This is a genomic window from Pelobacter propionicus DSM 2379 (assembly GCF_000015045.1).
GTDB classification, from domain to species: domain Bacteria; phylum Desulfobacterota; class Desulfuromonadia; order Geobacterales; family Pseudopelobacteraceae; genus Pseudopelobacter; species Pseudopelobacter propionicus.
In genome coordinates this window covers 582,854-607,964 of sequence record NC_008609.1, presented here as the reverse complement: position 1 = coordinate 607,964, position 25,111 = coordinate 582,854, and the positions used below count along the sequence as shown (strand labels likewise).

General features: G+C 60.9%; 25 protein-coding genes and 1 pseudogene. 15 read left to right on the top strand and 11 right to left on the bottom strand.

Annotated elements, in window-relative coordinates; genetic code table 11:
* Window positions 1-140: 140 nt before the first annotated feature.
* Window positions 141-443 carry an Lpp/OprI family alanine-zipper lipoprotein gene (locus PPRO_RS02790; RefSeq protein WP_011734516.1) on the top strand — a complete coding sequence of 101 codons (303 nt, stop codon included), beginning with the start codon at window positions 141-143 and terminating at the stop codon, window positions 441-443.
* A gap of 190 nt (window positions 444-633) precedes the next feature.
* Window positions 634-1,638 (top strand): L,D-transpeptidase family protein, encoded by a 1,005-nt coding sequence (locus tag PPRO_RS02785; RefSeq protein WP_011734515.1) that lies wholly within the window; start codon window positions 634-636, stop codon window positions 1,636-1,638.
* Between the two features lie 127 nt (window positions 1,639-1,765).
* On the opposite strand, the gene PPRO_RS21710 is transcribed toward PPRO_RS02785, so the two are convergent.
* Window positions 1,766-2,248, bottom strand: coding sequence for an SseB family protein (locus PPRO_RS21710; RefSeq protein ID WP_408633725.1), 483 nt, complete (start codon window positions 2,246-2,248; stop codon window positions 1,766-1,768).
* Window positions 2,225-2,497: pseudogene (locus tag PPRO_RS21800) on the bottom strand (peptidylprolyl isomerase); the annotation flags it as partial. The pseudogene PPRO_RS21800 and the gene PPRO_RS21710, both read right to left, overlap by 24 nt.
* A gap of 81 nt (window positions 2,498-2,578) precedes the next feature.
* On the opposite strand from PPRO_RS21800, the gene PPRO_RS20005 reads away from it, so the two are divergent.
* Window positions 2,579-2,797 (top strand): hypothetical protein, encoded by a 219-nt coding sequence (locus tag PPRO_RS20005; RefSeq protein WP_011734513.1) that lies wholly within the window; start codon window positions 2,579-2,581, stop codon window positions 2,795-2,797.
* Window positions 2,798-3,026: 229 nt separating this feature from the next.
* Complete coding sequence (locus PPRO_RS02775) at window positions 3,027-3,752, top strand: rhomboid family intramembrane serine protease (RefSeq protein WP_041532504.1); 726 nt, start codon at window positions 3,027-3,029, stop codon at window positions 3,750-3,752.
* A gap of 54 nt (window positions 3,753-3,806) precedes the next feature.
* Here PPRO_RS02775 and PPRO_RS02770 read toward each other — a convergent pair whose 3' ends face one another.
* The 3 genes from PPRO_RS02770 to PPRO_RS02760 all read right to left on the bottom strand — a co-directional run bounded on the left by PPRO_RS02770 (window position 3,807) and on the right by PPRO_RS02760 (window position 7,438).
* Window positions 3,807-5,132 carry a cyclic 2,3-diphosphoglycerate synthase gene (locus PPRO_RS02770; RefSeq protein ID WP_011734511.1) on the bottom strand — a complete coding sequence of 442 codons (1,326 nt, stop codon included), beginning with the start codon at window positions 5,130-5,132 and terminating at the stop codon, window positions 3,807-3,809.
* A complete protein-coding gene (locus tag PPRO_RS02765; protein ID WP_011734510.1) occupies window positions 5,129-6,415 on the bottom strand; it encodes an aspartate aminotransferase family protein in 1,287 nt (428 codons plus the stop codon). Before PPRO_RS02765 ends, PPRO_RS02770 begins: the two co-directional genes overlap by 4 nt.
* A gap of 102 nt (window positions 6,416-6,517) precedes the next feature.
* The gene (locus tag PPRO_RS02760) at window positions 6,518-7,438 is read right to left on the bottom strand and encodes an RluA family pseudouridine synthase (RefSeq protein WP_011734509.1); all 921 of its coding nucleotides are present in this window, start codon (window positions 7,436-7,438) and stop codon (window positions 6,518-6,520) included.
* 151 nt (window positions 7,439-7,589) lie between these two features.
* Between PPRO_RS02760 and PPRO_RS02755 the strand changes: the two genes are divergently transcribed.
* The 8 genes from PPRO_RS02755 (at window position 7,590) to PPRO_RS02720 (ending at window position 13,348) form a co-directional block, all read left to right on the top strand.
* Window positions 7,590-8,114 (top strand): tRNA (mnm(5)s(2)U34)-methyltransferase, encoded by a 525-nt coding sequence (locus PPRO_RS02755; RefSeq protein WP_232286683.1) that lies wholly within the window; start codon window positions 7,590-7,592, stop codon window positions 8,112-8,114.
* Entirely contained in the window at window positions 8,114-9,256 is a 1,143-nt protein-coding gene (gene hpnI / locus PPRO_RS02750; RefSeq protein ID WP_011734507.1) for a bacteriohopanetetrol glucosamine biosynthesis glycosyltransferase HpnI, read from the top strand. The genes PPRO_RS02755 and hpnI overlap by 1 nt, the downstream gene beginning before the upstream one ends.
* A gap of 102 nt (window positions 9,257-9,358) precedes the next feature.
* The gene (locus PPRO_RS02745; protein WP_011734506.1) at window positions 9,359-10,129 is read left to right on the top strand and encodes an MlaE family ABC transporter permease; all 771 of its coding nucleotides are present in this window, start codon (window positions 9,359-9,361) and stop codon (window positions 10,127-10,129) included.
* Window positions 10,126-10,872 (top strand): ABC transporter ATP-binding protein, encoded by a 747-nt coding sequence (locus PPRO_RS02740; protein WP_011734505.1) that lies wholly within the window; start codon window positions 10,126-10,128, stop codon window positions 10,870-10,872. Before PPRO_RS02745 ends, PPRO_RS02740 begins: the two co-directional genes overlap by 4 nt.
* A gap of 108 nt (window positions 10,873-10,980) precedes the next feature.
* Window positions 10,981-11,433, top strand: coding sequence for an outer membrane lipid asymmetry maintenance protein MlaD (gene mlaD / locus PPRO_RS02735; protein WP_041532101.1), 453 nt, complete (start codon window positions 10,981-10,983; stop codon window positions 11,431-11,433).
* A gap of 54 nt (window positions 11,434-11,487) precedes the next feature.
* Window positions 11,488-12,342 (top strand): MlaA family lipoprotein, encoded by an 855-nt coding sequence (locus PPRO_RS02730; RefSeq protein WP_011734503.1) that lies wholly within the window; start codon window positions 11,488-11,490, stop codon window positions 12,340-12,342.
* Between the two features lie 15 nt (window positions 12,343-12,357).
* Window positions 12,358-12,957: an MlaC/ttg2D family ABC transporter substrate-binding protein gene (locus PPRO_RS02725; protein WP_011734502.1), complete on the top strand. Its 600-nt coding sequence runs from the start codon at window positions 12,358-12,360 to the stop codon at window positions 12,955-12,957.
* Between the two features lie 187 nt (window positions 12,958-13,144).
* Entirely contained in the window at window positions 13,145-13,348 is a 204-nt protein-coding gene (locus tag PPRO_RS02720) for a cold-shock protein (protein ID WP_011734501.1), read from the top strand.
* A gap of 42 nt (window positions 13,349-13,390) precedes the next feature.
* Here the strand turns inward: PPRO_RS02720 and PPRO_RS02715 are convergent, their stop codons facing one another.
* Window positions 13,391-15,262: a YgiQ family radical SAM protein gene (locus PPRO_RS02715; RefSeq protein ID WP_011734500.1), complete on the bottom strand. Its 1,872-nt coding sequence runs from the start codon at window positions 15,260-15,262 to the stop codon at window positions 13,391-13,393.
* A 926-nt stretch (window positions 15,263-16,188) separates the two neighbouring features.
* Here PPRO_RS02715 and PPRO_RS02710 point away from each other — a divergent pair.
* The gene (locus PPRO_RS02710; protein WP_011734498.1) at window positions 16,189-17,352 is read left to right on the top strand and encodes an iron-containing alcohol dehydrogenase; all 1,164 of its coding nucleotides are present in this window, start codon (window positions 16,189-16,191) and stop codon (window positions 17,350-17,352) included.
* A 417-nt stretch (window positions 17,353-17,769) separates the two neighbouring features.
* On the opposite strand, the gene PPRO_RS02705 is transcribed toward PPRO_RS02710, so the two are convergent.
* From PPRO_RS02705 to PPRO_RS02700, 4 genes are all read right to left on the bottom strand, one after another.
* Window positions 17,770-18,444, bottom strand: coding sequence for an OmpA family protein (locus tag PPRO_RS02705; protein ID WP_011734497.1), 675 nt, complete (start codon window positions 18,442-18,444; stop codon window positions 17,770-17,772).
* Between the two features lie 80 nt (window positions 18,445-18,524).
* Entirely contained in the window at window positions 18,525-18,863 is a 339-nt protein-coding gene (locus tag PPRO_RS20740) for a hypothetical protein (protein WP_232286682.1), read from the bottom strand.
* 771 nt (window positions 18,864-19,634) lie between these two features.
* On the bottom strand, window positions 19,635-19,790 hold the full coding sequence (locus tag PPRO_RS21150) for a hypothetical protein (RefSeq protein WP_198138318.1): 156 nt from the start codon (window positions 19,788-19,790) through the stop codon (window positions 19,635-19,637).
* Window positions 19,791-20,122: 332 nt separating this feature from the next.
* Window positions 20,123-21,526 carry an aspartate ammonia-lyase gene (locus PPRO_RS02700; RefSeq protein ID WP_011734494.1) on the bottom strand — a complete coding sequence of 468 codons (1,404 nt, stop codon included), beginning with the start codon at window positions 21,524-21,526 and terminating at the stop codon, window positions 20,123-20,125.
* 160 nt (window positions 21,527-21,686) lie between these two features.
* On the opposite strand from PPRO_RS02700, the gene PPRO_RS02695 reads away from it, so the two are divergent.
* Window positions 21,687-23,417 (top strand): 2-oxoacid:acceptor oxidoreductase subunit alpha, encoded by a 1,731-nt coding sequence (locus PPRO_RS02695; protein WP_011734493.1) that lies wholly within the window; start codon window positions 21,687-21,689, stop codon window positions 23,415-23,417.
* Complete coding sequence (locus PPRO_RS02690; RefSeq protein WP_011734492.1) at window positions 23,414-24,277, top strand: thiamine pyrophosphate-dependent enzyme; 864 nt, start codon at window positions 23,414-23,416, stop codon at window positions 24,275-24,277. The genes PPRO_RS02695 and PPRO_RS02690 overlap by 4 nt, the downstream gene beginning before the upstream one ends.
* Here PPRO_RS02690 and PPRO_RS19260 read toward each other — a convergent pair.
* Window positions 24,265-25,092, bottom strand: a complete 828-nt coding sequence (locus tag PPRO_RS19260; protein ID WP_011734491.1) for a L,D-transpeptidase family protein — start codon at window positions 25,090-25,092, stop codon at window positions 24,265-24,267. The genes PPRO_RS02690 and PPRO_RS19260 overlap by 13 nt on opposite strands.
* Window positions 25,093-25,111 lie beyond the last annotated feature (19 nt).

Genomic DNA, 25,111 nt, shown 5'->3' with positions numbered 1-25,111 from the left:
CGGAGAGTGAGCCGGCACCCTGCTGCCGGGAGCAGACGACCGGTGCGATAGCCGGCATGAGTACAGAGTGTTAGAAAAAGCCCCGTTTTATCGGTCACCCGGAAAACAGGGCGAACCAAACCGAAAGGAGGTGAATGGATATGAAGAAAAGTCTGTTGCTGATCGCGACGATGCTTGTTCTCCCTGTTACGTTTATGGGGTGCGCAACATCCGGCGACCTGGAGAAGATGCAGGCGCAGCAAAAACTGATCGATGCGAAGGCTGATCAGGCATTGCAGGATGCGCAAGCTGCCAAGACTGCCGCCGATGCGGCCAAGGTGAAGGCTGATGATGCCACGCTCCGCGCCGAAAATGCTGAAAAGGCGGCCCAGGAGAGAGAAAGAATCGCCGATGAAAAGGCGAAAAAGGCTGACGCTGTTTTCCAGAAATCGATGAAGAAATAAATCGATCCCAGGGGGCTGTCTACGTTGCCCCTGGTGCTCCGGAAAAAGAAGTGGCAGGGTTTCAAAACCCTGCCACTTCTTTTATCCACCAAGTACTTCCGACTGGACAGAGGATCATTGTATCTGTTACGTCAGAATATCAGGCTAGCGGGACGAGTTATTCCCGAGCCTTCCTCCAAGGGGCGGGAAAATGAGAGAACCGAAAAAATCCCATAACAGGTCGCCTGAAGGATCCGGGCCGTACGCCATGGCGGGGTGCGGAAGAACGGCCAGGAGCCTGCTCTTCGTCCGCATCTCCGTCCTGGCGTTGTTCGCCCTGTTCCTTGGATGCGGCAATCTTCACGGAGCGCCTCGGGCCAAGCCGACGTTCGAGGAAGCGAATACTCTCTTCTGCCAGGGAAACTACACCGCCTCTCTCAGCGGCTACGCGCGGCTCTTTGACAGCTGTCCCGAGGCGAGAGACAGGATCCTGTTCGAAATGGGCGTCATCCACTCCCACCCCAGGAACGGTAACAAGGATTATCAGAAGGCACTGGACTGCTTCCAGAGGCTTATCAGGGAATATCCCGCAAGCGAGTACCGCCGCGACAGCGAGAGGATGATATTTTCCATCGCTAATGTTGCCATCAAGGACGGGACGATTGCGGACCAGCAGACGCGCATCGACGCTCTCCGGAAAGAGGCCGCGGACAAAGAGAGCGAGATTGCCGCGCTGCGGCGAACAATCGCCGACCTGGAACGGAAGGTCCTGGAATGCGCGGTCAAAACAAGAGCGGTTACCAGAATCCTGATAGAGAAGGGGGACCGGCGCCTGACGTTATTCTCCAGGAATGAGGCGCTGAAAAGCTACCGGATAGCCCTGGGCGGAGCCCCCAGCGGCCCGAAGGAGCGGGAGGGGGACAACAAGACCCCGGAGGGAGCCTACGTCATCGATTCAAAAAACGGAAACAGCCAGTATCACCTGTCGCTGCACATCTCCTATCCCAACGAACGTGACAAAAAACGGGCACAAGAACTGGGTGTTTCTCCGGGCGGAGACATCATGATCCACGGAATCAAGAACGGATTCTCCTGGGTTGGCGATTCACAGGCGGACGCAGACTGGACCAGGGGCTGTGTCGCCGTAAGCGACGAAGAGATCGAGGAGATTTACAAGCTGGTCCAGATCGGCACGGCCGTGGAGATACGGCCATGACGCAACGGAAGCGTTGCCGCTCCATGTCGCCCGGGCACCGGAGAGAACGGTCAGAGCATGGTGAAGTTCGGAGGAGCCCCGACCGGGGCCGTCTCCGAACAGTTATTCACGCAGGTTGACGCCCGCTTCAGTTCGTTTGCTCCTCCCCGCTTTCCGTCTGCCGGCTGCGCTTCACCACCTCCCTGAGCCAGGCGATTTCTTCGGGGTTGAACTGTTTCGAGTATTCGGTGCCCACGTTCATGGCGATGTGCAGCGGCGGCATGGCGGTGGTCGCCAGTACGTGCCCCGGAACCGGAGCCCAGTCGACGGAACGGCCGGCCCACTCCGTCAGGCGAGCTTCGCTGCTGAAAACAATAAGGTACCTGGTCCCGTCGGCCTCAAGGACCAGCGGAAGCACCCGCTCCTCCGCGCCCGCTTCTTCGCCGTCCAGTTCCTTCGAATCCAGGGTCGGCACGCAGAAGGTCGTGTTGAGGAAGGTGCCGTAAAAGGCCGACTGCGCCTTGGGATCATTCACATCCTGGTGCAGCGCCGCCAGGGCACGGTCCAGGGCGTTCTCCGCCGGAGAGGCTTCCGCAGCCGCCTCCTCCCAGCGGCGGGTCACCTCGATCAGGTGATAGCCGAACTGGGTCTGAACCGGGCCGAGCAGCTTGTTCACCTCCCCGGTAAAGACCGCGTGATCGAACTCGGGCACCATCTGGCCGGGGTTGAACGTGCCCAGGTCGCCCCCCTGCTGGCGAGACGGGCATGAGGATTCGCGGCGGGCAACGTCGGCAAAGTCGGCGCCGGCTTCGATCTCGGTCTTGAGCTTCAGGCAGAGGTCCTCGGTATCAACGAGGATGTGACGGGCGGTAGCGGGCATGGATGCTCCTTGAACGGCTAAAATAGTGTGCGGCATAGTAGCCGAGTCGACCGACGCTGACAACCGTTATCGGGTGAGCCCGTGGTTGGCACGTCGCCGCCTGGCGACTGCCATGGCCCGCTCTCGCACCGGAAGATGGAGGTCGTCAGATGCCAGGTGGACGATTACTCGAAGGTGGTGATCGAGAGCTTCGACCCGATCCACAAGGCCAGGCTCCGCACCGAGGCTTTGCCACAGGAATGTGAACGCGCCTTCGAGCTGGAACGGCGACTGGCCGGGGCCGAGAGTGTGGCGGCGTAGCTGTTTGTGTGGCGATGCCATCGCGTGCCTCTCCAAGAGGGGTTTGTATCCCTGCGAAAAAAAACTCGTCGCATGGATTGCGCCGATGCTACACTTCGCCGGTAATCAGGCCCAGCCAGGCCCTCCCCTCCCGTAACGGAGTCACCTCCATGATGAAGCATGCACCTTCCAGATCTCCGATCGGCCCCGTCAGGTTTTCCCTGCCGTGCCGGTGGAACGAAACAGCACCATGATACCGCTCCGAGACTACCGCCCCACCCGCAGCTTTCCGTTGATGACGGTCATGCTGATCGCCCTCAACATCGCGGTGTTCCTTCAGGACCGCCTCGGCGGACACTACACGCTGGTGCAGGTGAATACCGGCCAGGGGATCGTCCTGGCCAGGGAGTTCGTGGGCGGCCTCACGAGCCACTTCTCCCTCGTGCCGAGCGATCTCGTCTCCCACCCCCTGCTGGCATGGCCGACCATCTTCACCTCCATGTTCCTGCACGGAAACTGGCTGCACATCGGTTCCAACATGCTGTTCCTGTGGGTATTCGGCGACAACATCGAGGACACCCTCGGCCGCCTGCGCTTCAGCGTCTTCTATCTCCTCTGCGGCTTGGCCGCGGCACTTGTCCAGATCCTGAGCGACCCGGCTTCAACCATCCCCATGGTCGGGGCCAGCGGCGCCGTGGCGGGGGTGCTGGGCGCCTACCTGCTGCTCTTCCCCCACAACCGGGTCCTCACCCTGATCCCCCTGTTCATCTTTTTCACCACCGTCGAGCTCCCCGCCTACCTGATTATCGGCTACTGGGCACTGCTCCAGTTCCTCAACGCCTATCTCCTGAAGGGTGGAGGGATGTTGCGGGGCGGCGGAGTGGCCTATTTCGCCCACATCGGCGGATTTGTGGCAGGAATTATCCTGATCATGCTTCTGAAAGGGAGCACACGTCACGGAACAGGGAGGAGATGAGACAGGAAAGAGCAGGAGCAGTCGCCGCGCCGCCGCGACAACACCATTCATCCCTTACGGCAGAGAACACAAAAAACGGAGAAAGGCGTCCCTGAGCGGGGTCCCCTCCGGTTCGGCAATGGCGTAGGAGACCCGCAGGATCGGCGTGTCGACCCGGACCAGGCGGGCCAGGTCGATGGGGGTGGCGGCCAGCACCAGGTCACACGGAACTCCTGAGATGGTGGCGCCAAGTTCGGCCACCTGCTCGGGGCGATACCCCAGGGCGGGCAGGACCGGCCCCAGGTGTGGGTGTCGCTGATAGGCCTCAGCCAGGGAGCCGACCGCCCAGGGGCGCGGATCGATGACCTGTGCGGCGCCATACTGCACGGCAGCGGCCAGCCCGGCGCCGCTGGGCATGGAACCGTGGGTGACCGTCGGCCCGTCCTCCACCACCAGCACCCGTTTTCCCCTGATCCACTCCCCTTCATCCACCCACACCTGCGAAGCGGTGCGCACGATCAGCGCGGCCGGATTCACCCGGCGGACCGACTGCTCCACCGCCTGGACAGCCGCCGAATCAGCGGCGTTGACCTTGTTGACCACCACGATCCCGGCCCGCCGCAGGTTCACCTCACCCGGGTACCAGGAGGTCTCATGCCCCGGACGAAGCGGGTCAACCACCACGATCTCCAGGTCGGGCCGGAAGAAGGGGAGGTCGTTGTTGCCGCCGTCCCAGATGAGGAGCCGCGCCTCCTTCTCCGCCCGGCGGAGGATGGCCCGGTAATCCACGCCGGCATACACCATGGCGCCCTGGGCCAGCAGATGCTCGTACTCCTCCCGCTCCTCAATGGTGCAATGGAACTGTTCCAGATCGGCGGCAGAGGAGAAGCGCTGCACCGCCTGTTCCTCCAGGTCGCCGTAGGGCATGGGGTGGCGCACCACCAGCGGCCTGAGCCCCCGCTCCGTCAGAAGGTCACAGAAGTAGCGTACTACCTGGCTTTTGCCGCAGCCGGTCCTGACGGCGCAGACCGAGACCACCGGCCGCCTGCTCCTGAGCATGGTGGCGTCGGGTCCGATGAGGCGGAAGTCGGCCCCCAGTGCCAGGACCCGGGAGGCGGTGTGCATAAGCTCGGTATGGGAGATGTCGCTGTAGGCGAAGACCACCTGGTCGACCCGCTGGCGCCGGATCAGGTCAGAAAGCTCCTCCTCCGGCCGGATCGGGATGCCGTGGGGGTAGAGAGTGCCGGCCAGGGAGGCGGGATAGCAGCGATGGGCGATGTAGGGGATCTGGGCAGCGGTGAAGGCGACGACCCGGTAGGCGGGGTTGTCGCGGAAACAGCAGGCAAAGTTGTGGAAGTCCCTGCCCGCTGCCCCCATGATGATCACCCGCACCGGCCTCATGCCACCGCACCCAGCCCCTCATCGATGATGGAGAGCGCCTGCTCCAGCTCGTCGTCACCGATGGTGAGCGGCGGCACCAGGCGGAGCACGTTCCGGTCCGGGCCACAGTTGATGATCAGCAGCCCCCGTTCGCGGCACCAGGCCATCAGCCGCTCGCAGGCGTCACCCGCCGGTCTGGCGTCCGGCTCCAAAAGTTCGACGCCGATCATCAGCCCCATCCCCCGGACATCGCCGATCAGCGGGTGCCGCTCCCCCATCCCCCGCAGGCGCACCATGGCCCGCTCCCCCAGCTCGCGGCAGCGGGGAAGGAGACCCTCGTCGCGGATGGTCTCCATGGTGGCGATGGCCGCCGCGCAGGCGACCGGGTTGCCGCCGAAGGTGGTGCCATGGGCGCCGCAGGGCCACTGCTCCATGATGCGTCGCTTCGCCACCACCGCCGAGAGGGGAAACCCGGAGGCGATCCCCTTGGCAACGGTCATGACATCCGGGGTCACGTCGTAGCGCTGGGCCGCGAACCAGTCGCCGGTGCGACCCATGCCCGACTGGACCTCGTCGAAAATCAGCAGGATACCATGTTCGTCGCAGAGCCGACGAAGCCGCCTCAGAAACTCGGGCGGCGCCGGGGCATAGCCCCCCTCGCCCAGGACCGGTTCGATCAGAATGGCAGCCACCTCGGCCGGGGTGATCAGCCGCTCCAGCATCTCCTCCAGGGCGCGGAAGCAGTCCAGCGAACAGCTCTCCGGGCGGCGCCCCAGGGGGCAGCGGTAGCAGTACGGGTAGGGGGCGTGGTAGACCGACGGCAGGAGCGGCTGGTAGCGGGAGCGGTAGCGGGCCGAACTGGTGGTGACCGACACCGCCCCCAGGGTACGGCCGTGGAAGGCGCCGCTGAAGGCGATGATCCCCTGGCGGCCGGTAACGAAGCGGGCCAGCTTGAGGGCGCCCTCCACCGCCTCGGCGCCGGCGTTGCTGAAGAAGACCATGTCCAGACCGGGCGGCGTGACCGAGGCGAGGAGTTCCGCCGCTTCAACGCTGGTGTCGTTGTAGTAGATCCCGCCGGTGTGGACGAACCGCTCCAGCTGGTGGGCAACCCGCTGCCGCACCCGGGGATGGTTGTGGCCGATGTTCAGGACGGCGATGCCGGTGGCCAGGTCCAGATAGCGCTTCCCCTCCCGGTCGGTAACCCAGCTCCCCTCCCCGTTTTCGATGGCAACGGGGTGGTAAATGTGCAGGGCAGGGGTGAAGACCCGCTCCTGGCGGGCGACGATCTCGGCATTTGTGGTCATGGGGTCGCTCCTTTCTGCATGGGGGTACCTGCGTCACGACCGCCGCCTCCTTTCCGGCGTGCGCCGTTCCTATCAAAAACCATACGCACCCCCCCGGGGATGTCAAGGAACCGGGACCGTGCCGTTCAGCAACCCCGGGGCCGTCATGGCCACCCCCCTTTCTTCCATGAGTCCCCTGAAGTCCCTATCCAGCGGCGCCTCGACGACGATCTCTCTCCCCCCGCCATCCGCGAAGCGCAGGGATGCGCAGTGCAGCATCATGCGCGCAGCAGGCTCGCCGCCATAGGTCCCGTCCCCCACGATGGGCAGGCCGCACGACTGCAGATGCACACGGATCTGGTGGGTGCGGCCGGTGAGCGGCTTGGCCTCAACCAGGGCATATCCGCAAGACTCGGCCAGCAGGCGGAACTCGGTCAGGGCCGAACGCCCTCCGGCAACGATGCCGTAACGGGCACTGGCGATCTTGCCGATGGGGCCGTCCACCCTCCACTCGATCTGGCCCGGCGTGCCACTCACCAGGGCCAGATAGCGCTTCTCCACCTGGCCGTCGTGGAAGCGCTTCGACAGCCAGGCAGCTGCCCGCTTGTGTTTGGGAAAGAGCATCACCCCTGAGGTGCCGCGGTCCAGGCGGTGGATCACCCGGGCCGGTTCGGGGTTCCCCTGCCGGCGGAAGTACTCGCTTGCCCAGTACTCCAGGGTTCCCTTGAGCTGATAGGGGGTACGCTGGGTGTTGACACCGGCCGGCTTGTTCAGGGCGATCAGGTCGTCATCCTCATGGAGCAGCGCCTCCTGCGGCAGCACAAGGTCGCGGAAGCGGCCCGGTTCCATGACGCCGACGTCGATGGTATCGCCGCTTCTCACCATCCGTGAGGCAACCCGCACCATGCTGCCGTTCAGGTTGCAGCCGCCCCGGTCGATGATCCGCCGCGCCTCGGACTTGCTGACCTGGTCGCAGAGCAGGGAAAGCGCCTCGTCCAGCCGCCGGCCGGAGACTTCGTCGTTGATTGTTTTCTTGATGATCATGCCCCGTTTCTACCCCCTTGGCGTGGAGGATGCAAATGAATTTCACGGTGGCGAAAGAGGGGCATATCTGCTATCGTGACCAACCATGCTCCAGCCAGCAACACGAGACACAAGAGCCTTAAGCGGCCCGACCCGGCTCGCGCACCTGTTCATGAGCCAGTTTATCCAGCCGGGCGACCTTGCCGTGGACGCCACCTGCGGCAACGGCCATGACACGCTGCTACTGGCCAACCTGGTTGGCCCCTCCGGCAGGGTCTGGGCCTTCGACGTCCAGGAACGGGCCATCAGCGCCACCAGCCGGAGGCTGGGCCAGGCCGGCATGGCCGAACGGGTGGAACTGATCCTGGGGGGACACGAATCCCTGGCCGAACAGGTGCCGACGCCGGTCAGGGGAGTGATGTTCAACCTGGGCTACCTTCCCGGCGGCGACCGTAGCATCATCACCCGGCCGAAAACAACCCGAACCGCACTGGACCAGGCCCTGAGTCTGCTCCTGCCCGGCGGCATCCTGGCCGTAACCGCCTACCCCGGCCACGCTGGCGGCGATTGTGAAGAAGAGATGCTCAGGGAGTGGTCCGCCACCCTCCCCCAGCCTTTGTTCCACGCCTGGCGCATGGGGCAGGTCAACACACCGCCTGGCGCCCCCTATCTAATTCTGATCCAAAAGGCAGCCTGATGCTCCGCACCCTGCTCCCTTTCATGACAACGCTGCCTGCGCTGGCCTACTGCCTGATCTCGCTGGTCTGCGCCCGCCGCTACTTCCGCGCCCCGCGGCAGATGCGCTGCAGCGCGCCGCCTGCCGTATCCATCCTCAAGCCGGTCAAGGGGATGGACCAGGAGAGCTACCAGAACTTCGCCTCCTTCTGCCGGCAGGAGTATGCCGGACAGGTGCAGCTGCTCTTCGCCCTGGCATCGCCCGAGGACCCGGCTGCGGCGGTGATCCGGCAACTGATGGCCGACTTTCCCGACCGCGACATCTGCCTGACCGTCAATCCGGCCATTCACGGCCCCAACTACAAGGTTTCCAACCTGATCAACGCCTTCCCGCAGGCGAAGTACGACATCATCATCGTCTGCGACAGCGACATCCGGGTTTCCCCCGACTACCTGGCCTCGGTCACTGCCCACTTCCGCGACCACAGAGTCGGCCTGGTCAGCTCCCTGTACCGCACCTCGCAGGTGCACGGCATCGCCACCGCCATGGAGGCTACCGGCTTCACGACCGAGATGATCCCCAACGTCATGGTTGCGCTGCAACTGGAGGGACTCTCCTTTGCCCTGGGGGCATCCATGGCCGTCCGGCGCGAGGCGCTGCTCTCCATGGGGGGCTTCGGGGCGCTGGCCGACTACCTGGCAGACGACTACCAGCTGGGCAACAAGCTGCACCGCTGCGGATGGCGCATCGCCCTGGACGACTGCTTCGTAGAGAGCATGGTTTCAGCCGAGAACCTGGCAACGACCTTCAGCCGGCAACTGCGCTGGGCCCGCACCATGCGTGTCAGCCGGCCTGGCGGCTACCTGGCATCCGGCATCACCCTCCCCTTTCCGGCTGCCCTGCTGGCAATCCTGGTGGCGCCAACCCCGACCGTTGCCCTGGCATCGGCGGGGCTGCTCTACCTGGCGCGCCTCTCGGTCGCCACCCTATACAGCCGCCGGTTCGTCCGCGACGGCCTGCTCCCTTGCTGGCTCTGGCTGATTCCTGTGCGTGACATGCTCTCCTCTGTCAGCTGGGCGCTCTCCTTCCTGGGCAACCGGGTGGAGTGGCGCGGCAGCCGCTTCCTGCTGAAGCCGGGGGGCAAACTGGAAGAGCTTGTATGACACCCGGATGCACGCCCTGGCCGCTACTGGCCGTTTTCCGCTTTACTTTTGCCAAAAATGTGCAGTATAAATCTGAGTCCGTATAATCATTGAGGTATTGTTTTGTCTGCACTGATTCAAGCAATAGGCCATTCAACCATTGGCTCCATACGCGCGCTGGGAAGGATGGGGTGGTTTCTGGTCCACTCCTTCATCACCATGGTCCGGACACCGGGCAACCCGGTACACGTCCTCAAGCAACTCTCCTTCATCGGCGCGAAATCCCTCTTCGTCATCTTCCTGACCGCCGCCTTCACCGGCATGGTACTGGGCCTGCAGGGATACTACACCCTGACCAAGTTCGGCTCCGAGGGAATGCTGGGCACGGCCGTGGCCCTTTCCCTGATCCGCGAACTGGGACCGGTACTCACGGCGCTGATGGTGACCGGCCGGGCCGGCAGCGCCATCGCCGCCGAAATCGGCATCATGCGCATCACCGAGCAGATCGATGCCCTGGAAACCATGGCGCTGGACCCCTTCAAATACCTGATCACCCCCAAACTCATCGCTGCCATGATCGCCCTGCCGCTCCTGTGCGCCATCTTCGACACGATCGGCATCTACGGTGGCTGGCTGGTGGGGGTCAAACTGTTGGGGGTCAACCCGGGGGCCTACTTCTCCGAGATGGAGAAGTCGGTGGTCTGGCGCGACGTCTACTCCGGCTTCGCCAAGTCGTTCTCCTTCGGCGTCATCATCGCCTGGATCGGCTGCTATAAGGGGTACTTCGCCGGCCATGGCGCCGAAGGGGTCTCCAAGGCAACCACCGAGGCGGTGGTGCTCACCTCTGTCCTGATCCTGGTCTGGGACTACTTCCTCACATCGGTGCTCTTGTGATCAAACTGACCAACGTGCATAAATCCTTCGGCCCCCAGAAGGTACTGGACGGACTGGATCTCTCCATTCCCGCCGGACAGATAACCGCCATCATCGGCCCCAGCGGCGAGGGAAAGAGCGTCCTGATCAAGCACATGATCGGCCTGCTGAAGCCGGACAACGGCGCCATCGAGGTTGACGGGGAGAGCATCCTGGGACTGCGCCGCCAGCACCTGAACAGGGTGCGCGAGAAGTTCGGCATGCTCTTCCAGGGCGCGGCCCTGTTCGACTCCATGAACGTCTTCGACAACGTGGCCTTCCCGCTGAGGGAGAAGACAAAACTGTCCAAGGACGAAATCCGGGCACGGGTACTCTCGGCACTGGAGGACGTGGGACTGAAGAACGTGGAGCGCAAATTCACCGACGAGCTGTCCGGCGGCATGAAGAAACGGGTGGGACTGGCCCGGGCGCTGCTGCTCAAGCCCAAGATCATCCTCTTCGACGAACCGACCACCGGGCTGGACCCGATCATCAAGCGGGCCATCCACCAGTTGATCCGGGACACCCACGCAAAATTCGGCTTCACCGCCGTGATCGTCTCCCACGAGATCCCGGCGATCTTCGACATCGCACAAAACGTGGCAATGCTCTACAAGGGAAAGATCCTGCAGTTCGGCACCACGGACGAGGTCAGAACCTCCAGCCACCCGGTGGTGCGGCAGTTCATCAGCGGCGACCTGGACGGCCCCATACAGATGGTATAATCACGTACTCCGCACAGCCCGGAGGCCGGAACGACCGCGGTTGCCGCGTTCCTCGCCGCGAATCCGGGCGGACAAACAGACAGAAGAGCAGTTGAACAGGGTGTGAACATGAACATGGCAAAACTGGAAATGACCGTCGGCGTCTTCATGATCGTCGGCATACTCTGCCTGGGGTACATCTCCATCAAGCTGGGCAAGATGGAGATCATGGGCGGCGACTACTACACTATCTCCGCTGGCTTCGACTCCGTCTCGGGACTCAAGCCGGGCGCGAGCATCGAAGTGGCCGGAGTCGAGGTGGGCAAGGTTGAGCGCATCGCCCTGGACCCCAAGAGCAACGACCGCGCCTTGGCCTACATGAAGATCAAGAGCGGTGTCAAAATCACCGATGACGTGATCGCCTCGGTGCGCACCAGCGGCATCATCGGCGACAAGTTCATCAAGCTGAAGCCGGGCGGCTCGGACACCTACCTCAAAGACAGAGACATGATCTTCGAGACCGAATCAGCCATCGACATCGAGGAACTGGTCAGCAAGTTCATCCATGGCAAGGTGGAGTAGCGGGAGCGCCGGAACACAACCGGATGCCCATCATATAAAAAGAGGACAGTTACTATGATCGCACGAAGAGTTTATGGATTGCTGCTCGTGGCAGGATTGCTGCTGACAGGCACCGCCATGGCCGAAGAAGCTCCGGTCCAGCAGGTTGAGCCCCGAACAGCGGAAGAACGTACCCTGCCGACCGAGGCGGCTGCCCCGTCCGGGGAGACTGCCAGCGACGCCGGACAGCCAAAGCAGCCGCTCTCGGCTACGGACGGAACGGCCGATGATGACGAGTACACCGATAATAACGGCATCGAAGAGGTAAGCATTGCTGACCCGATCGAACCGCTGAACCGGTTAATGTTCAAATTCAACGACAAGCTCTATTTCTGGGCTCTCAAACCGGCAGCACAGGGATACAGCTTTATCGTGCCGGAACCGGCGCGCGTCTCGGTGAAGAACTTTTTCTCGAACGTGAAGATGCCCATACGGTTCGTCAACACCCTCCTGCAAGGGAAGTTCGAGGGAGCAAGCACCGAGCTTGCCCGTTTCTGCATCAATAGCACCATGGGGCTGGCCGGCTTCTTCGATGTCGCCAAGAGCCATTTCGAACTTAACGCCTATGACGAGGATTTCGGGCAGACCCTCGGATTCTACGGCATGGGTGGAATGATGTATATCGTCTGGCCGGTCATGGGCCCCTCGACGCTGCGAGACTCGGTGGGGATGGCGGGCGACTCCGTGCTGAACCCAGCAAGCTACATCACCCCGTTCGGTGCCGCCCTGGGGGTAAAGGTGTTCGAAGTGGTCAACAAGACATCACTGGAACTGGGTACCTATGAGGACATCATCGCGGCTTCAGTCGAACCTTACATCGGTGTGAGGGACGGCTTTATCCAACTCAGAAAAAAACAAATCAACAAATAAGCGGGAGAACACATCATGTTGCAACGCACCTTACTCATTCTGCTGGCCCTTTTCTTCACCACAACCCACGCATTCGCCACCCCCACCGACGACGTCAGGAAGACCGTCGACCAGGTGATACATATTGTTGCCGACAAGGACATGAAACGCAACGACCAGAAGCGCCGTCAGGCGCTGAAGAGATCCATCAGTGTCCTCTTCGACTACAACGAAATGGCCAAGCGCTCCCTCGGCAGGCACTGGAACGACCGCAGCCAGGAAGAGAGGAAGCAGTTCTCCGACCTGTTCGCCAGCCTGCTGGAGAAGACCTACGCCAACAAGATCGAATCCTACAACAATGAAAAAGTGATCTACCTCAGGGAAAACATCGCCGCCAACCGCGCCGAAGTAAAATCAAAAATTGTTACAGCAAAACATGACGAGTACACCATGGACTATCGCCTGCTCAACCAGGGCGGAAAATGGATGGTTTACGACGTGGTCATCGAAGGAGTCAGCCTGATCTCAAATTACCGCAGTCAATTCAACAAGATAATCACCGCCAACGGCTATGGCGAACTGGTGAAAAAACTGCAGGGCAAATCCGGCGACCTGAAGGCTCCACAGGCAAATTAAATTTCTTGACACACGGTTTAGCCCTGTGATAAACGACGTTTGCAGCAAGTTTCGGAAGGTCCTGCAGAACGTTGAAGAACCAGTGTTTTATTCGGCTTTGCGGTTTTCCTGCACCAGACTCCGGAAACTTTGGCGGTAGTACCACTCATTGTTCCGGCATAGCACCGGAGAAAAAAGGAGGTAGGAAATGGCAAAGGGCAAGGTTAAGTGGTTCAACGACACGAAGGGTTTCGGTTTTATCGAGCAGGAAGGCGGCGAGGATGTCTTCGTGCATTTCTCCGCAATCCAGGGCGAAGGCTTCAAATCCCTCTCCGAGGGTGACGAAGTGACCTTCGACATTACCCAGGGCCCCAAAGGCCTGCAGTCCGCCAATGTGGTGAAGGTTCGCTAATTCCTTCGTTTTCAACTGAGAATAAAAAAGCCCGCTGAGCAATCAGCGGGCTTTTTTTGTGCCTTTTCCTCGCCCAGCTTTTCTCTCCCTGCCGGGATGAATCACTCCCTGCCCAACGGAGTGGGGTCTCTTCGCGCTTACCGCTTCCGACCTGCCCGCCGTCAGCAACACAGTGGCCAACTCCTCCCGCCCCAGCAGAGCGAGAGCCTCGAGAACCTTCTTGCGCTCCCCGGGCAGATGGCCGAGCAGGAGCGCTTTCTGCAGCCCCTTCTCCCGGTCGCTGGTCGCCACGTACAGCTTTTCCCCTGTCTCAGGATCAATTCCGCTGTAATACATGCATGTAGCGCAGGTGCCGGGAGTAGGGGTGAAGTCCTGCACCTGTTCGACCCGCAGACCGAGCCGTTGCAGGGCCAGCGCCAGTTCGAGCATATCAGCCAAGGAGCAGCCGGGGTGGCCGGAAATCAGATACGGCACGATGCCCTGCGGCTTGCCGAGGCGCCTGCTCTCTTCGCGAAAGCGGGACAGGAAACGCTCGAAAACCGCCAGTCCCGGTTTGCGCATCAGCATCGTGACCCGTTCCACCAGATGCTCCGGCGCCACCTTGAGCAATCCCCCCACATGGTGAGCGATCAGTTCCCGGCAGTAGGCCGGCTGCCGTTCCAGCAGATCGTAGCGCACCCCCGACGACACCGCAACATGACGTACCCCCGCGAAGTCGCGGGCCGCATGCAGCAGGCGGACGGCTCGCCGGTCATCCACGATCAGATGCCGGCACTGCTTCGGGAAGAGGCAGCTCTCCCTGCGGCAGCATTTCATGGCTGCGGAATCGCCACAGGAGAGTCCGTACATATTGGCGGTGGGTCCACCGATATCGCTGATGCTGCCCCGGAACCAGGGCTTGCGAACCAGTTCGCGGATCTCGCTCTCCACGGAAGACTGACCGCGGGACTGGATCAGCTTCCCCTGATGCATGGCAATGGCGCAGAAAGAGCAGCCGCCGAAACAGCCGCGATGACTGGTTATGGAGCACCTGATCTGCTCCCAGGCCGGGATCGTTTCACCATAGGATGGATGGGGAGCCTTCTCGAAAGGAAGGGCGTAGAGACTATCCATCTCCGCCTCCTCCAGCGGCAAAGAAGGGGGAGCGCAGACCAGCAGGCGATCGCCATGGCGCTGGACGATGGTCCGGCCGTTATAGGGGTTCTGTTCCCTGCTTGCCAGCCGGAACGCCTCGGCAAACTTCAGCCGGTCGCTGCCGCACTCCTCAAAGCAGGGGATCTCCAGGTGATCGGTTAGATGATGACCGGCCTTTTCAACCCAGCAGGTACCGCGCAGCCCCCGTATATCCGCCAGAGACTCACCCCGCCCCATGCGTTGCGCCAGTTCCAGCATCGAACGTTCGGCCATGCCGTAGAGCAGGAGATCGGCCTTGGCGTCGAAGAGCAGCGAACGCCGCACACGGTTTTCCCAGTAATCGTAGTGGGCGAAGCGTCGCAGCGAGGCCTCGATCCCGCCGATTACCACCGGCACATCGCGGAAGGCCTCCTTCAGCCGGGAGGTATAGATCAGGGTGGCCCGGTTGGGGCGGGCACCGTGGCGGTTGCCCGGAGTGTAGGCATCGTCATGACGCAGCTTGCGTGCCGGCGTGTAGTGGGCCACCATGGAATCCATGGCTCCCGCCGATGCGGCGAAGAAGAGCCGCGGCCTGCCCAAGGCCATGAAGGGTTCCACTGAGCGCCAGTCAGGCTGGGCAATGACGCCGACCCGGAAGCCGTGTTTCTCCAGCCAGCGGGCCAGGAGCGGCACACCGAAGGCGGGGTGATCCACATAGGCATCGCCGTTGACGAAAATAACGTCCAGTTGCTCCCAGCCACGCCTATGCATCTCTGATCTTGTTGTGGGTATGAATGCCATGGGTTTCCTGGCGCGTTCCGCGCGGGATGGTTGCAGCCTGAGTCAATGGGGAATCAGACAGGGTTGACGAGCAGGGTGAACAGGGCGGTCACGAAAGGAGCGGCTGGCCCGGCAGGTTCCAGCGCTTCCCCTCCCGGCAACCGGCGACATCGAGTATGCGGACGCCCCGCGACTAGAGACACGGAACCGCACTACACCTGAAATCAAGGCAAAGAATAGCATCTGTTGCCGTTTCGCGGTTGAGTTTTTTTCGCGCCATGTCATCACCTATGGTTCGCACGGCTCGCTGTCACTACAGCGACCAGATTAGACTTTTGGGGAAGCCTGAAAGCCTGGTTAATTCATTACAAATGAATCAGCCAGCAGACCCCACCCGCCCCATAAACACCGTTTCGCCGACACTAGAGTCCATTCGCGCCACATACCGGCAACAATTGCATGACGAACACAAAAAAGCCTTCACACAAACCAAGACTATGTGAAGACAGGAGATCAAATGAGTTGCCCCCTACCATCCGAAATCGCCAAGACACACCTATCTGCTGCTTTATACGTCATTTTTTATATCCAGGCCTTTCATGTCGTACAGAAATTTATATTGTCAACGACCAGTATCTTCATTTGGTATTTATAATATTTATTATGTTGTTTTTAATCTTTTTCCCAAGTATACAAAAACAACGTTTTAAATATAAATCAAATACAGTCGATCAAACCTCGTGGGGAGATCGTATCAATCATTGGGGCTCTCAGAGAAAGCCGGGATGCTGAAATATTTCATGGGATATTTTGTAGGCATTCCGGCTTTCTCGGTTAACGATCCGAAATAAGCACAATCTCTGAGTTTCAAACTGTATGCCAACACCAAGAAGCGCATACAGATTCCTGCAGGCAGGCAACATCTCAATTCAAAGGAGAATGTACACATGGCATTAGCAGATCAGACGTTCGGTTTTTTCATCCCTAGCGTAACACTGTTGGGTCTCGGCTGCTCGAAAGAAGCAGGCGAACAGGCTAAAGCGCTTGGCGCAACGAAACTGTTGATCGTCACCGACGCGGGCCTTGCCAAGATGGGTGTTGCCGACACTATCAAAGGCTATGTTGAAGCAGCCGGCCTCCAGGCCGCCATTTACCCCGGTGCAGAGCCGAACCCGACCGACAAGAACGTACACGATGGCGTAAAAGCCTATCAGGACAACAAGTGTGATGGCATTATCTCCCTCGGCGGCGGCAGCTCCCATGACTGCGGCAAGGGTATCGGCCTTGTTATCGCTGGCGGCGGCAACATCCGCGACTACGAAGGCGTCAACAAGTCAACCAAAGTGATGCCTCCGTTCCTGGCTATCAACACCACCGCCGGTACCGCCTCCGAAATGACCCGCTTCTGCATCATCACCAACACCGACACCCATGTCAAAATGGCTATCGTTGACTGGCGTGTAACTCCGAACATCGCCATAGATGACCCCCTGATGATGGTTGGCATGCCGCCGAAACTGACCGCCGCAACCGGCATGGACGCACTGACCCACGCTGTCGAAGCGTATGTTTCCATCATCGCCAACCCGATCACCGACGCTTGCGCCATCAAGGCTATCGAACTGATCGCCAAGAACCTGAGCCCGGCTGTTGCCAACGGCGAAGACCTGGTTGCCCGTGACGCCATGGCATATGCCGAATATCTGGCCGGTATGGCATTCAACAACGCCAGCCTCGGCTATGTTCACTCCATGGCTCACCAGTTGGGCGGTTTCTACAACCTGCCCCACGGCGTCTGCAACGCCATCCTGCTGCCCGTCGTCAGCCAGTTCAACCTGATCGCCTGCCCGCAGCGTTTTGCCGACATCGCCGTTGCTCTCGGCGAGTGCATCGACGGCCTGTCGGTAACCGAAGCCGGCCAGAAAGCCATCGACAGAATCAAGTCCCTGTCCGCTTCCATCGGCATTCCTGCCAACCTGACCGAGCTGGGCGTAAAAGAAGCCGACCTGAAGATTATGTCCGAAAACGCCAAGAAAGACGCTTGCCAGCTGACCAACCCGCGTAAAGCCACGTTGGACGAAGTCATTAGCATCTTCAAAGCTGCTCTGTAATCAACGCAAGAATACTCTGCATGTATTGTTTTTTGATGTGCCGGGCCAGTGGTAACAATTTGTGCCCGATATGGTCCATTCTTAGAGACTGGCCCGGTCCCCTTTAACCGGGGGTACTTCCAAACTGAGGATGGTCACCAGAAAGGGGAGGAGCCTGCGCACCAACGTTCAAGGCTCCAAAAACCGGCTTGAGGCCACCTCAAATCAGTCGGTCAGATGTGAAAAAGGCCCCCAGTATATCTGGGGGCCTTTTTGCAAGCATGAACCTGCTGACAAACACGACACGAACTTTTGGACTGCCTGAATCTTTACCACGCACTATTTCGCATCAATCCAGATAACAGAAAGACTTGAGGTAAAATCGTCACCACTTGAGCGCCAAATCGACAGTGGCAGGCGGTAACCTCATGCGTTCGACTAGTTACTGCCGCTGGTCTGGGCCTTGATCTTTTCATTGGGGCTGATTTCCAACTGAACACGACGGTTCAATGCACGATTTACCTCTGTATCGTTGGGAACCGCGGGACGGCTTGAGCCGTACCCGATTGCCGTCATCCTGGAGCTTGGAACGCCGTTGGCAGCAAGAAAGTCGCGAACCTGATTGGCCCGCCTTTGACTGAGTGGCTGGTTAATCTTATCGGAACCGGTCGAATCGGTGTGGCCCTGGATGATGATGTTGGTTTCGGAACTCTTTAGCGTAGCCGCGGCCTTGGCCAGCGATTCTTTCGCCGACGTTTTCAGCTCGTCCTTCCCGGTGTCAAACAGGATTCCTGATGGCAAGGCGACATACACGTTCTCTCCATCGCGGACTACTTCCGCTTCAGGCATATTCTTCTTTAAGGCAGCCGCCTGCCGGTCCATATAGTTACCAATGCCACCACCAACAACCGCGCCGGACAGCCCGCCGATCGCCGCTCCTTTCCCCCCGCCGATCAGCGCACCAAGACCTGCGCCTACTGCAGCACCGCCCACTCCACCGATGGCGGTCCTCTTGTACTCGTAGCTGCCATCCGGGTTTGTAGCACAACCACCCATCATGAGACCCACCGTTGAAGCGCAAACAATGACCTTCACAACCCATTTAGATTTCATAACGTACCTCCCCATTTATTTGAGTTACCGCGCTTGCGACGAGTCGCTTGCATGATGTTTGCAGACACCGACAACCTGTCTTATGCTGCCAGGGCTGCAGCTTCCAGCCTGATTCGTCGACAGTACCATCGACTTGACACTACTACACTCTGCCTCTCTGATTGTCCGGCAGCTCCATCATCAGTATTTTCCCTGTGAAGGTCATCACGTCCCACGATATTTTCATCTGACATCCAGCCTGCAACCAGACTGGCATCCTGTTCAGCGGCACGTGAACCGGCTTGCATTTCCATTTTACCACTCCCGCCACCAATTTCAGCAGAGGTCTCCCCTAACGGGCTTTTGACTTTCTCAATCTTTAAAATTGTGAGACGTGAAACAAACGACCTGGAAAGCAAGCTGTTGAGCGCCGACATCATCTGGGAGAATTTCCGGGTATTCAGAGGGATGTGTACGACCATCTCATAACAGACGAGAAAGACGACCTGCTGCATCTTCTGGTCAAGAAGGTCGTTTATTATGAGGAGCCGGAAGTTGATGCGGATGGCAACAAGGCGGGGAAAATAAAAATGGATCTATAGGAGTTGCCGCCCTTTGCTCCAGTTCCGTTAAGAACCTTCATCACTACTACGGGCTGCTCCGCCCCTGTGCCCCGCATCGGTACTCTCACACTTGTGGGGACCACCCACTTGCGTTTCTCCCTTGGCATCGGGGCGACAGGTTCCCATGTTCCGTACAAAAGCCTGAATCAAGTTCACGCCGCCTTTATGCCGGACGCCAACTGGGCATTAAACAGGTTTCCCCCAGTCTTATCCCGGATCGGTGGTGCCACCCGGTTTTGACGTCATCTTTACGCTTTCGACACGTCGTCGGTCGGTTCACTTTCGTTCGTCTCCTTGATTCTTACCTGACAGGGTGATACTTTGCCTTTTCCTCAACGCTCACCACAAGGGTTCTTTACCCCTGCAGCTTGAGGCGGTTTGAAGCCCGCTCCTGCAAGCAGACTCCGAGGGGCCGGCCCTCATCTTTCGTACAGCACCGCACATCAGAATTTGCGTCCTTCTGTGCGTTCATGGCGCACCACCACCCGGCATGCGGGTCCGCACCGGGCGGTTCGATAGAATTACCGGGCCGTAGCCTCTGACCCCGTTGCTCGCACCGGACAACGGTAATGGCGAACCAAGCACGATCTAGGAAGGGCCAGCGTAAGAGCCGAATTCACCAGAAGCATAGACACCTTTACCATTGGTGCTTTTTGCTGCCGCAATTCGTCTGAGTTTCGGGGCGTTCCAGACCTGACGGTCTATGGTTTGAATTCCGCGCGTTTTTTCGGAAGTCTGTTTCATCCTGTTTTCTCCTTGTCTTTAACAGTCTTTCCACAAAAGCACCGATGCCTGGCTTTGCAGGTGCTGTTTCAGTACACGTATCGTGGTCGCCGACATTTACCGGAATGATTTCCTGATCCTGTAGCAGAAATTCAAGGATAATGCGATAGGAAAGAGTGATTGAGATCGAGGGAAAACACCGGTGCCTGGCTTTGTATATGGTGATTTCAGAGGGTGCAGGGACGGGGTCGGGATTGCACATTGAGGGTAACGGTGCAGAGCTGCACTCATGACCCGCACGTTTCCAGGCCATACCTGTCGCATCAAAGGGCAGGCACCGCAGCGGCTGCAGATCATTTCCTCCCCAGGGGCAGGCCCGGTTCGGTCAGGTGCCCGGGACACATGGCCTGATCCAACTCCGCCGGAGTCATCAAGGCCCGCGACAGGACGATCTCGCGGATGGAGCGGCCAGTGGCCATGGATTCCTTGGCCACCTCGGCAGCGGCGTCGTAGCCGATGGATGGCGCCAGAACCGTCACCAGCCCCAGGGATTCCTCCAGGTAGCGTCGACAGCGCTCCCCATTGGCGATAATGCCGCTGACGCAGGAGTCGCTGAACCTGCCCAGGCAATTCTTTAACAGCTCCAGTGAAAACAGCAGGTTATAGGCAATGAGCGGCATCATCACGTTCAGCTCCAGCTGGCCCGCCTGGGCCGCCAGCATCACCGCCTGGTCGCACCCCATGACCTGGTAGCAGACCATGTTGGTCATCTCCGCCATGGAGGGGTTGACCTTGCCCGGCATGATCGACGAGCCGGGCTGGACCGCCGGCAGGCGGATCTCGTCCAGCCCGGTGCGCGGCCCGGAGGAGAGCAGGCGCAGGTCGTTGGCGATGCGGCCAACCGTCACCGCCGTGCGGCGCAGGGCGGATGAGAGCGCCAAGAAGGGGTCCATGTTCTGCATGGCCTCGAACAGGTCGGGCGCCGCCTTCAGCTGAAAGCCGGTGGCAATGGCCAGTTCCTCGAGCATCGCCCTGATATAGGCCGGTTCGGCATTCAGGCCGCTTCCGACTGCGTTGCCGCCAATGCCCAGCTCCTGCAGGGCCGGAATGCACGCCTCGAGGCCTTCGCCATTTCTCCTGACGGCGGCGGCATAGGCGCAAAACTCCTGCCCCAGGCGGATCGGGACGGCGTCCTGCAGATGCGTTCGCCCCGATTTGAGAATCCGATCGAACTCCTCCCCCTTTGCCGCCAGGCTGTTCACCAGCCCGGTCAGCGCTTCCAGCAGCGGCTCCAACAGCTCCAGGGATGCCAGCCGGATAGCGGTGGGGATGACGTCATTGGTGGACTGGGCCATGTTGACATGGTCATTGGGATGCAGAGACGAAAAATCGCCCCGTTGGCGACCGAGCAGTTCCAGGGCGCGGTTGGCCAGCACCTCGTTGACATTCATGTTGTGGGAGGTTCCTGCCCCGGCCTGAAAGGGATCAACCACGAACTGATCGGCCAGTCCGCCGCCCAGGACCTCGTCAGCCGCCGCGACGATGGCGTCACCGATGGCAGCGGGCAGCCTGCCGGTGGACATGTTGGCCCGGGCAGCGCACTTCTTGATAATCACCACGGCCCAGACATAGGCCGGGTGGGGCTTAAGCCCCGAGAGGGGAAAGTTCCGTACGGCCCGTGCCGTCTGGGCGCCATAGTATGCCGATGCCGGAACATCCATTTCTCCCAGCGAATCCCGTTCCCGACGCATACACATGACTGCTTCCTCCTCAGCTGTTACGGAAATGGTTGCCCAGGCCGCCCGATCCGGACGGAACTCGGGGGCAGGCGACATGTTTACTGCCGGAGCATGGTACAATCATACCCTGCCGTGAGGCACAGTCCACAGAGGCAGACGAATCAGGGAGGGCGGGGATATGGGTACAGGTTTGAAAGAAGGGGCGGCAAGGGATTATGCCATCGTGCTTGCCGGGGAGGCGGGACAGGGCATACAGGTCATCGAATCGCTCCTGACCCGGGCCTTTCGCCGGGAGGGATACCATGTTTTTTCCTCCCCGGAGTTCATGTCCCGCATCCGCGGCGGCAGCAACTCGACCCTGCTGCGCATCGGGGCAGAGCCGGTACGTGCCTGGTCCGACCGTTGCGACCTCTGCGTTGCCTTCGACCAGAAGGCGCTCGCCCACCTGGGAGACAGGATCGGGCCCGCCACCCTTGTCCTGGGAGACGGCCTGAAGGGAATCGAGGGACAGCAGTTCATCGATGTTCCCCTTGCACGGCTGTCAGAGGCCGCGGGGGGGAGACTGTTCGCCAACACCATCGCCGCCGGCATGATCTGGGGACTGTTCCACGCCCCCCCGGAGACGCTGGAACAGGCTGTCAAGGGTGTGTTCAGAGGAAAAGCGGCTGAAGCCATCGACCACAACCTGGTTGCTGCAAAAAGCGGCATGGACGTCGGCAGGGAGCTCAGGCGAACGGGGCGGATGTCCCTGGCGCTTCCCCCGCCCGACAGCGGCCGGAAGGACCTGCACCTCACCGGCACCGAGGCCATTGCCCTGGGCGCCATGGCCGGCGGCTGCAACTTTGTCTCCTTCTACCCCATGTCCCCTTCAACGGGGGTGGCATCGTTTCTTGCAAAGCATGGCCACGACTTCGGCATCATCGTCGAACAGGCCGAGGACGAGATCTGCGCTGCCACCATGGTGCTCGGCGCCTGGTATGCCGGAGCCAGGGCGCTCACCACAACGTCCGGCGGCGGCTTTGCCCTGATGAGCGAGGCGCTCAGCCTCGCCGGCGTCACCGAGAGCCCCATGGTCATCCTGCTTGCCCAGCGTCCGGGGCCTGCCACCGGGCTCCCCACCAGGACCGAGCAGGGAGACCTGAACCTGGCGCTCCATGCCGGCCATGGGGACGTTCCGCGAATCATCCTGGCCCCCGGCAATCCCCAGCAGGCCTTTGACTGCGCACGGGACGCTTTCCGGCTGGCCGACGCCTATCAGGTGCCGGTGATCATCCTGACCGACCAGTACCTGATGGATTCCGGCGTTGACGGGGAGGGCTTTCAGCCACCCGATCCTCCCTTCGAATCAACAGCCGTCGCTGCCATGCCCGGCTACCGGCGCTACGCCCTGACGAAAAACGGGATCTCTCCCCGCGCCATCCCCGGGTGGGGAGCAGGGCTGGTCGTATGCGACAGCCATGAGCACAACGAGGACGGCCACATCGACGAAACCCCCTCCACGCGAACGGAGATGGTCGACAAGCGTCTCCGCAAGTTGGCCGCCATCGTTGAAAACACGCCGCCACCCCAGTGGATCGGCCCGGAAGATGCGACCAGCCTGGTCATCTGCTGGGGCTCGACACGGGAGATCGTGCTGGAGGCCGTGGCCGGCCCGGGGATGGAGCGTCTGGCCGTCATGCATTTCCAGCAGCTCTTCCCGCTGCACGGGGAGACCGGAAGGCGCCTGCAGAGGGTGGACAACCTGATCCTGGTGGAGGGCAATGCCAGCGGACAGCTCGGCCAGCTTCTCAGGGGAACCTGGGGCATCACCTGCCGGCACCGCATTCTCAAATACAATGGCCGGCAGTTTTCCGTCGAAGAGCTGCGAACCAGACTGGGAGAGATCGTTGCACAGGGGGAGCACACATGAACAGCAGCGTTTTTGATTCCAACGAGAAGGATATGTCCTGGTGCCCGGGATGCGGCAATTTCAGCATCCTGACCGCCGTCAAGAAGGCTCTGGCCGAACTGGAGCTGTCCCCCGACCGGGTCGTCACGGTGTCGGGCATCGGCCAGGCGGCAAAGCTGCCCCACTATCTGGCCACCCACTACCACAACGGACTCCACGGCCGCGCGCTTCCCACCGCCACCGCCATCAAGGCGGCCAATCCCCTGCTGACGGTGATCGTCGCAAGCGGCGACGGCGACATCTACGCCGAGGGGGGCAATCACTTCCTGCATGCCATCAGGCGGAACCCGGACATAACCACCATCGTCCACAACAACATGGTTTACGGCCTTACCAAGGGCCAGGCCTCACCCACCAGCCAGAGGGGCTTCCTGACCCCCATCCAGGTTCAGGGCGTAACCAGTGAACCATTCAACCCGCTGACCGTCGCCATCTCGCTGAACGCCCCCTTCGTGGCCAGGGCCTTTGCCGGCGACATCCCCGGGACCAGCGCGATCCTGAAACGGGCGATCCGGCACCGGGGCTACGCCTTGGTGGACATCCTGCAGCCCTGCGTCACCTTCAACCAGGTCAATACGTTCCACTGGTTCAGGGAAAACAGCTACTATCTGGAGGAGAGCCACGATAGGAGCAACCGGGAGGAGGCCTTCCGACGCGCCTCGGAGGTTGACAGGCTGCCGCTGGGAATCTTTTTTGAGCACGAGGGGCGTCCGACGTTCGAGGAGAGTTGCGGAGTCTTTCAGGATGATGCCAGGCCGCTTTTCAGGCGCAGGGTTGACCGGGAGAAGCTGGGCGCCCTGATCGACAGTTACCGCGCCTGAGGGTCCAAGCGCCACGACTCCCGGAGACAGGGGCAAAAACCATGCGCGCTTCCCGCCTCCTCCGTGGCTGTCCGGTGCCCGGCGCGGCGCGCCAGCTCCACGAGCAACTCCCGCGTCCCCAGGACCACAACGGGACTGGCGGCAGGGTCAAGCCAGGCAAGAACCTTCACCATGCTTTCTTCCGCCAGAGCCACGCATCCCCGGGTGGCCTCCCCCTCTCCCAGGCGCACATGGATGAAGATGGCGCTCCCCGCCCCCCTGACCACCGGGTCGGTGTTGTACTCGACGACGATAGCGTACCGGTACCGGTCGTCGTCCAGCTTCATCACCTCGAAGGAGGAGGCGGAGGTCTCCCCCCTTTTCACCCAGCGGTTGTAATCGGCAGAGGAGGGGTCGTCCACCCAGAGGTCGTCCTTCCCCACCCAGAAATAGGGCATGCGGGTGGGGATTTCGGGGGCATAGCCAAAGGTGCGCCTGAGGGCGAAAACTCCCGTCGGTGTCCGCAGATCCCCCTCCCGCTTCCCGCCCGGCGGGGCGAAGCCCTTCTCGCCGATCAGCGCCGGCAGAGACGGAAAGGCGTAGCGCCATGCGCCCCCGCGCCTCTCCAGGGCATGGAGGGTGGCGCGGAAGCCGCGGGAATCGTCGCCGGTCACCAGCACGACCTGGGATGAGCCGTGGGCCAGGGTATCCAGAGATGCTTCCATCCATCCCGCCGGAGTCCCCTCCGGCGAACGTGCGGCCGACACCGATCCGATTGACAGAATGCAGAGTAAAACGGCTGAAAGAACATACCCGCCCAGTTTCCTCTTTTTCATTACCTCTCCCCGCGCCCGC

Bases quoted from the DNA above. Each gene is read 5' to 3' on its own strand.
- PPRO_RS02790 (WP_011734516.1), top strand. From the start codon at position 141: ATGAAGAAAAGTCTGTTGCTGATCGCGACGATGCTTGTTCTCCCTGTT.
- PPRO_RS02785 (WP_011734515.1), top strand. From the start codon at position 634: ATGAGAGAACCGAAAAAATCCCATAACAGGTCGCCTGAAGGATCCGGG.
- PPRO_RS02775 (WP_041532504.1), top strand. From the start codon at position 3,027: ATGATACCGCTCCGAGACTACCGCCCCACCCGCAGCTTTCCGTTGATG.
- PPRO_RS02770 (WP_011734511.1), bottom strand. From the start codon at position 5,132: ATGAGGCCGGTGCGGGTGATCATCATGGGGGCAGCGGGCAGGGACTTC.
- PPRO_RS02765 (WP_011734510.1), bottom strand. From the start codon at position 6,415: ATGACCACAAATGCCGAGATCGTCGCCCGCCAGGAGCGGGTCTTCACC.
- PPRO_RS02760 (WP_011734509.1), bottom strand. From the start codon at position 7,438: ATGATCATCAAGAAAACAATCAACGACGAAGTCTCCGGCCGGCGGCTG.
- PPRO_RS02755 (WP_232286683.1), top strand. From the start codon at position 7,590: ATGAGCCAGTTTATCCAGCCGGGCGACCTTGCCGTGGACGCCACCTGC.
- hpnI (WP_011734507.1), top strand. From the start codon at position 8,114: ATGCTCCGCACCCTGCTCCCTTTCATGACAACGCTGCCTGCGCTGGCC.
- mlaD (WP_041532101.1), top strand. From the start codon at position 10,981: ATGAACATGGCAAAACTGGAAATGACCGTCGGCGTCTTCATGATCGTC.
- PPRO_RS02730 (WP_011734503.1), top strand. From the start codon at position 11,488: ATGATCGCACGAAGAGTTTATGGATTGCTGCTCGTGGCAGGATTGCTG.
- PPRO_RS02725 (WP_011734502.1), top strand. From the start codon at position 12,358: ATGTTGCAACGCACCTTACTCATTCTGCTGGCCCTTTTCTTCACCACA.
- PPRO_RS02720 (WP_011734501.1), top strand. From the start codon at position 13,145: ATGGCAAAGGGCAAGGTTAAGTGGTTCAACGACACGAAGGGTTTCGGT.
- PPRO_RS02715 (WP_011734500.1), bottom strand. From the start codon at position 15,262: ATGGCATTCATACCCACAACAAGATCAGAGATGCATAGGCGTGGCTGG.
- PPRO_RS02710 (WP_011734498.1), top strand. From the start codon at position 16,189: ATGGCATTAGCAGATCAGACGTTCGGTTTTTTCATCCCTAGCGTAACA.
- PPRO_RS02705 (WP_011734497.1), bottom strand. From the start codon at position 18,444: ATGAAATCTAAATGGGTTGTGAAGGTCATTGTTTGCGCTTCAACGGTG.
- PPRO_RS20740 (WP_232286682.1), bottom strand. From the start codon at position 18,863: ATGATGTCGGCGCTCAACAGCTTGCTTTCCAGGTCGTTTGTTTCACGT.
- PPRO_RS21150 (WP_198138318.1), bottom strand. From the start codon at position 19,790: ATGAAACAGACTTCCGAAAAAACGCGCGGAATTCAAACCATAGACCGT.
- PPRO_RS02700 (WP_011734494.1), bottom strand. From the start codon at position 21,526: ATGTGTATGCGTCGGGAACGGGATTCGCTGGGAGAAATGGATGTTCCG.
- PPRO_RS02695 (WP_011734493.1), top strand. From the start codon at position 21,687: ATGGGTACAGGTTTGAAAGAAGGGGCGGCAAGGGATTATGCCATCGTG.
- PPRO_RS02690 (WP_011734492.1), top strand. From the start codon at position 23,414: ATGAACAGCAGCGTTTTTGATTCCAACGAGAAGGATATGTCCTGGTGC.
- PPRO_RS19260 (WP_011734491.1), bottom strand. From the start codon at position 25,092: ATGAAAAAGAGGAAACTGGGCGGGTATGTTCTTTCAGCCGTTTTACTC.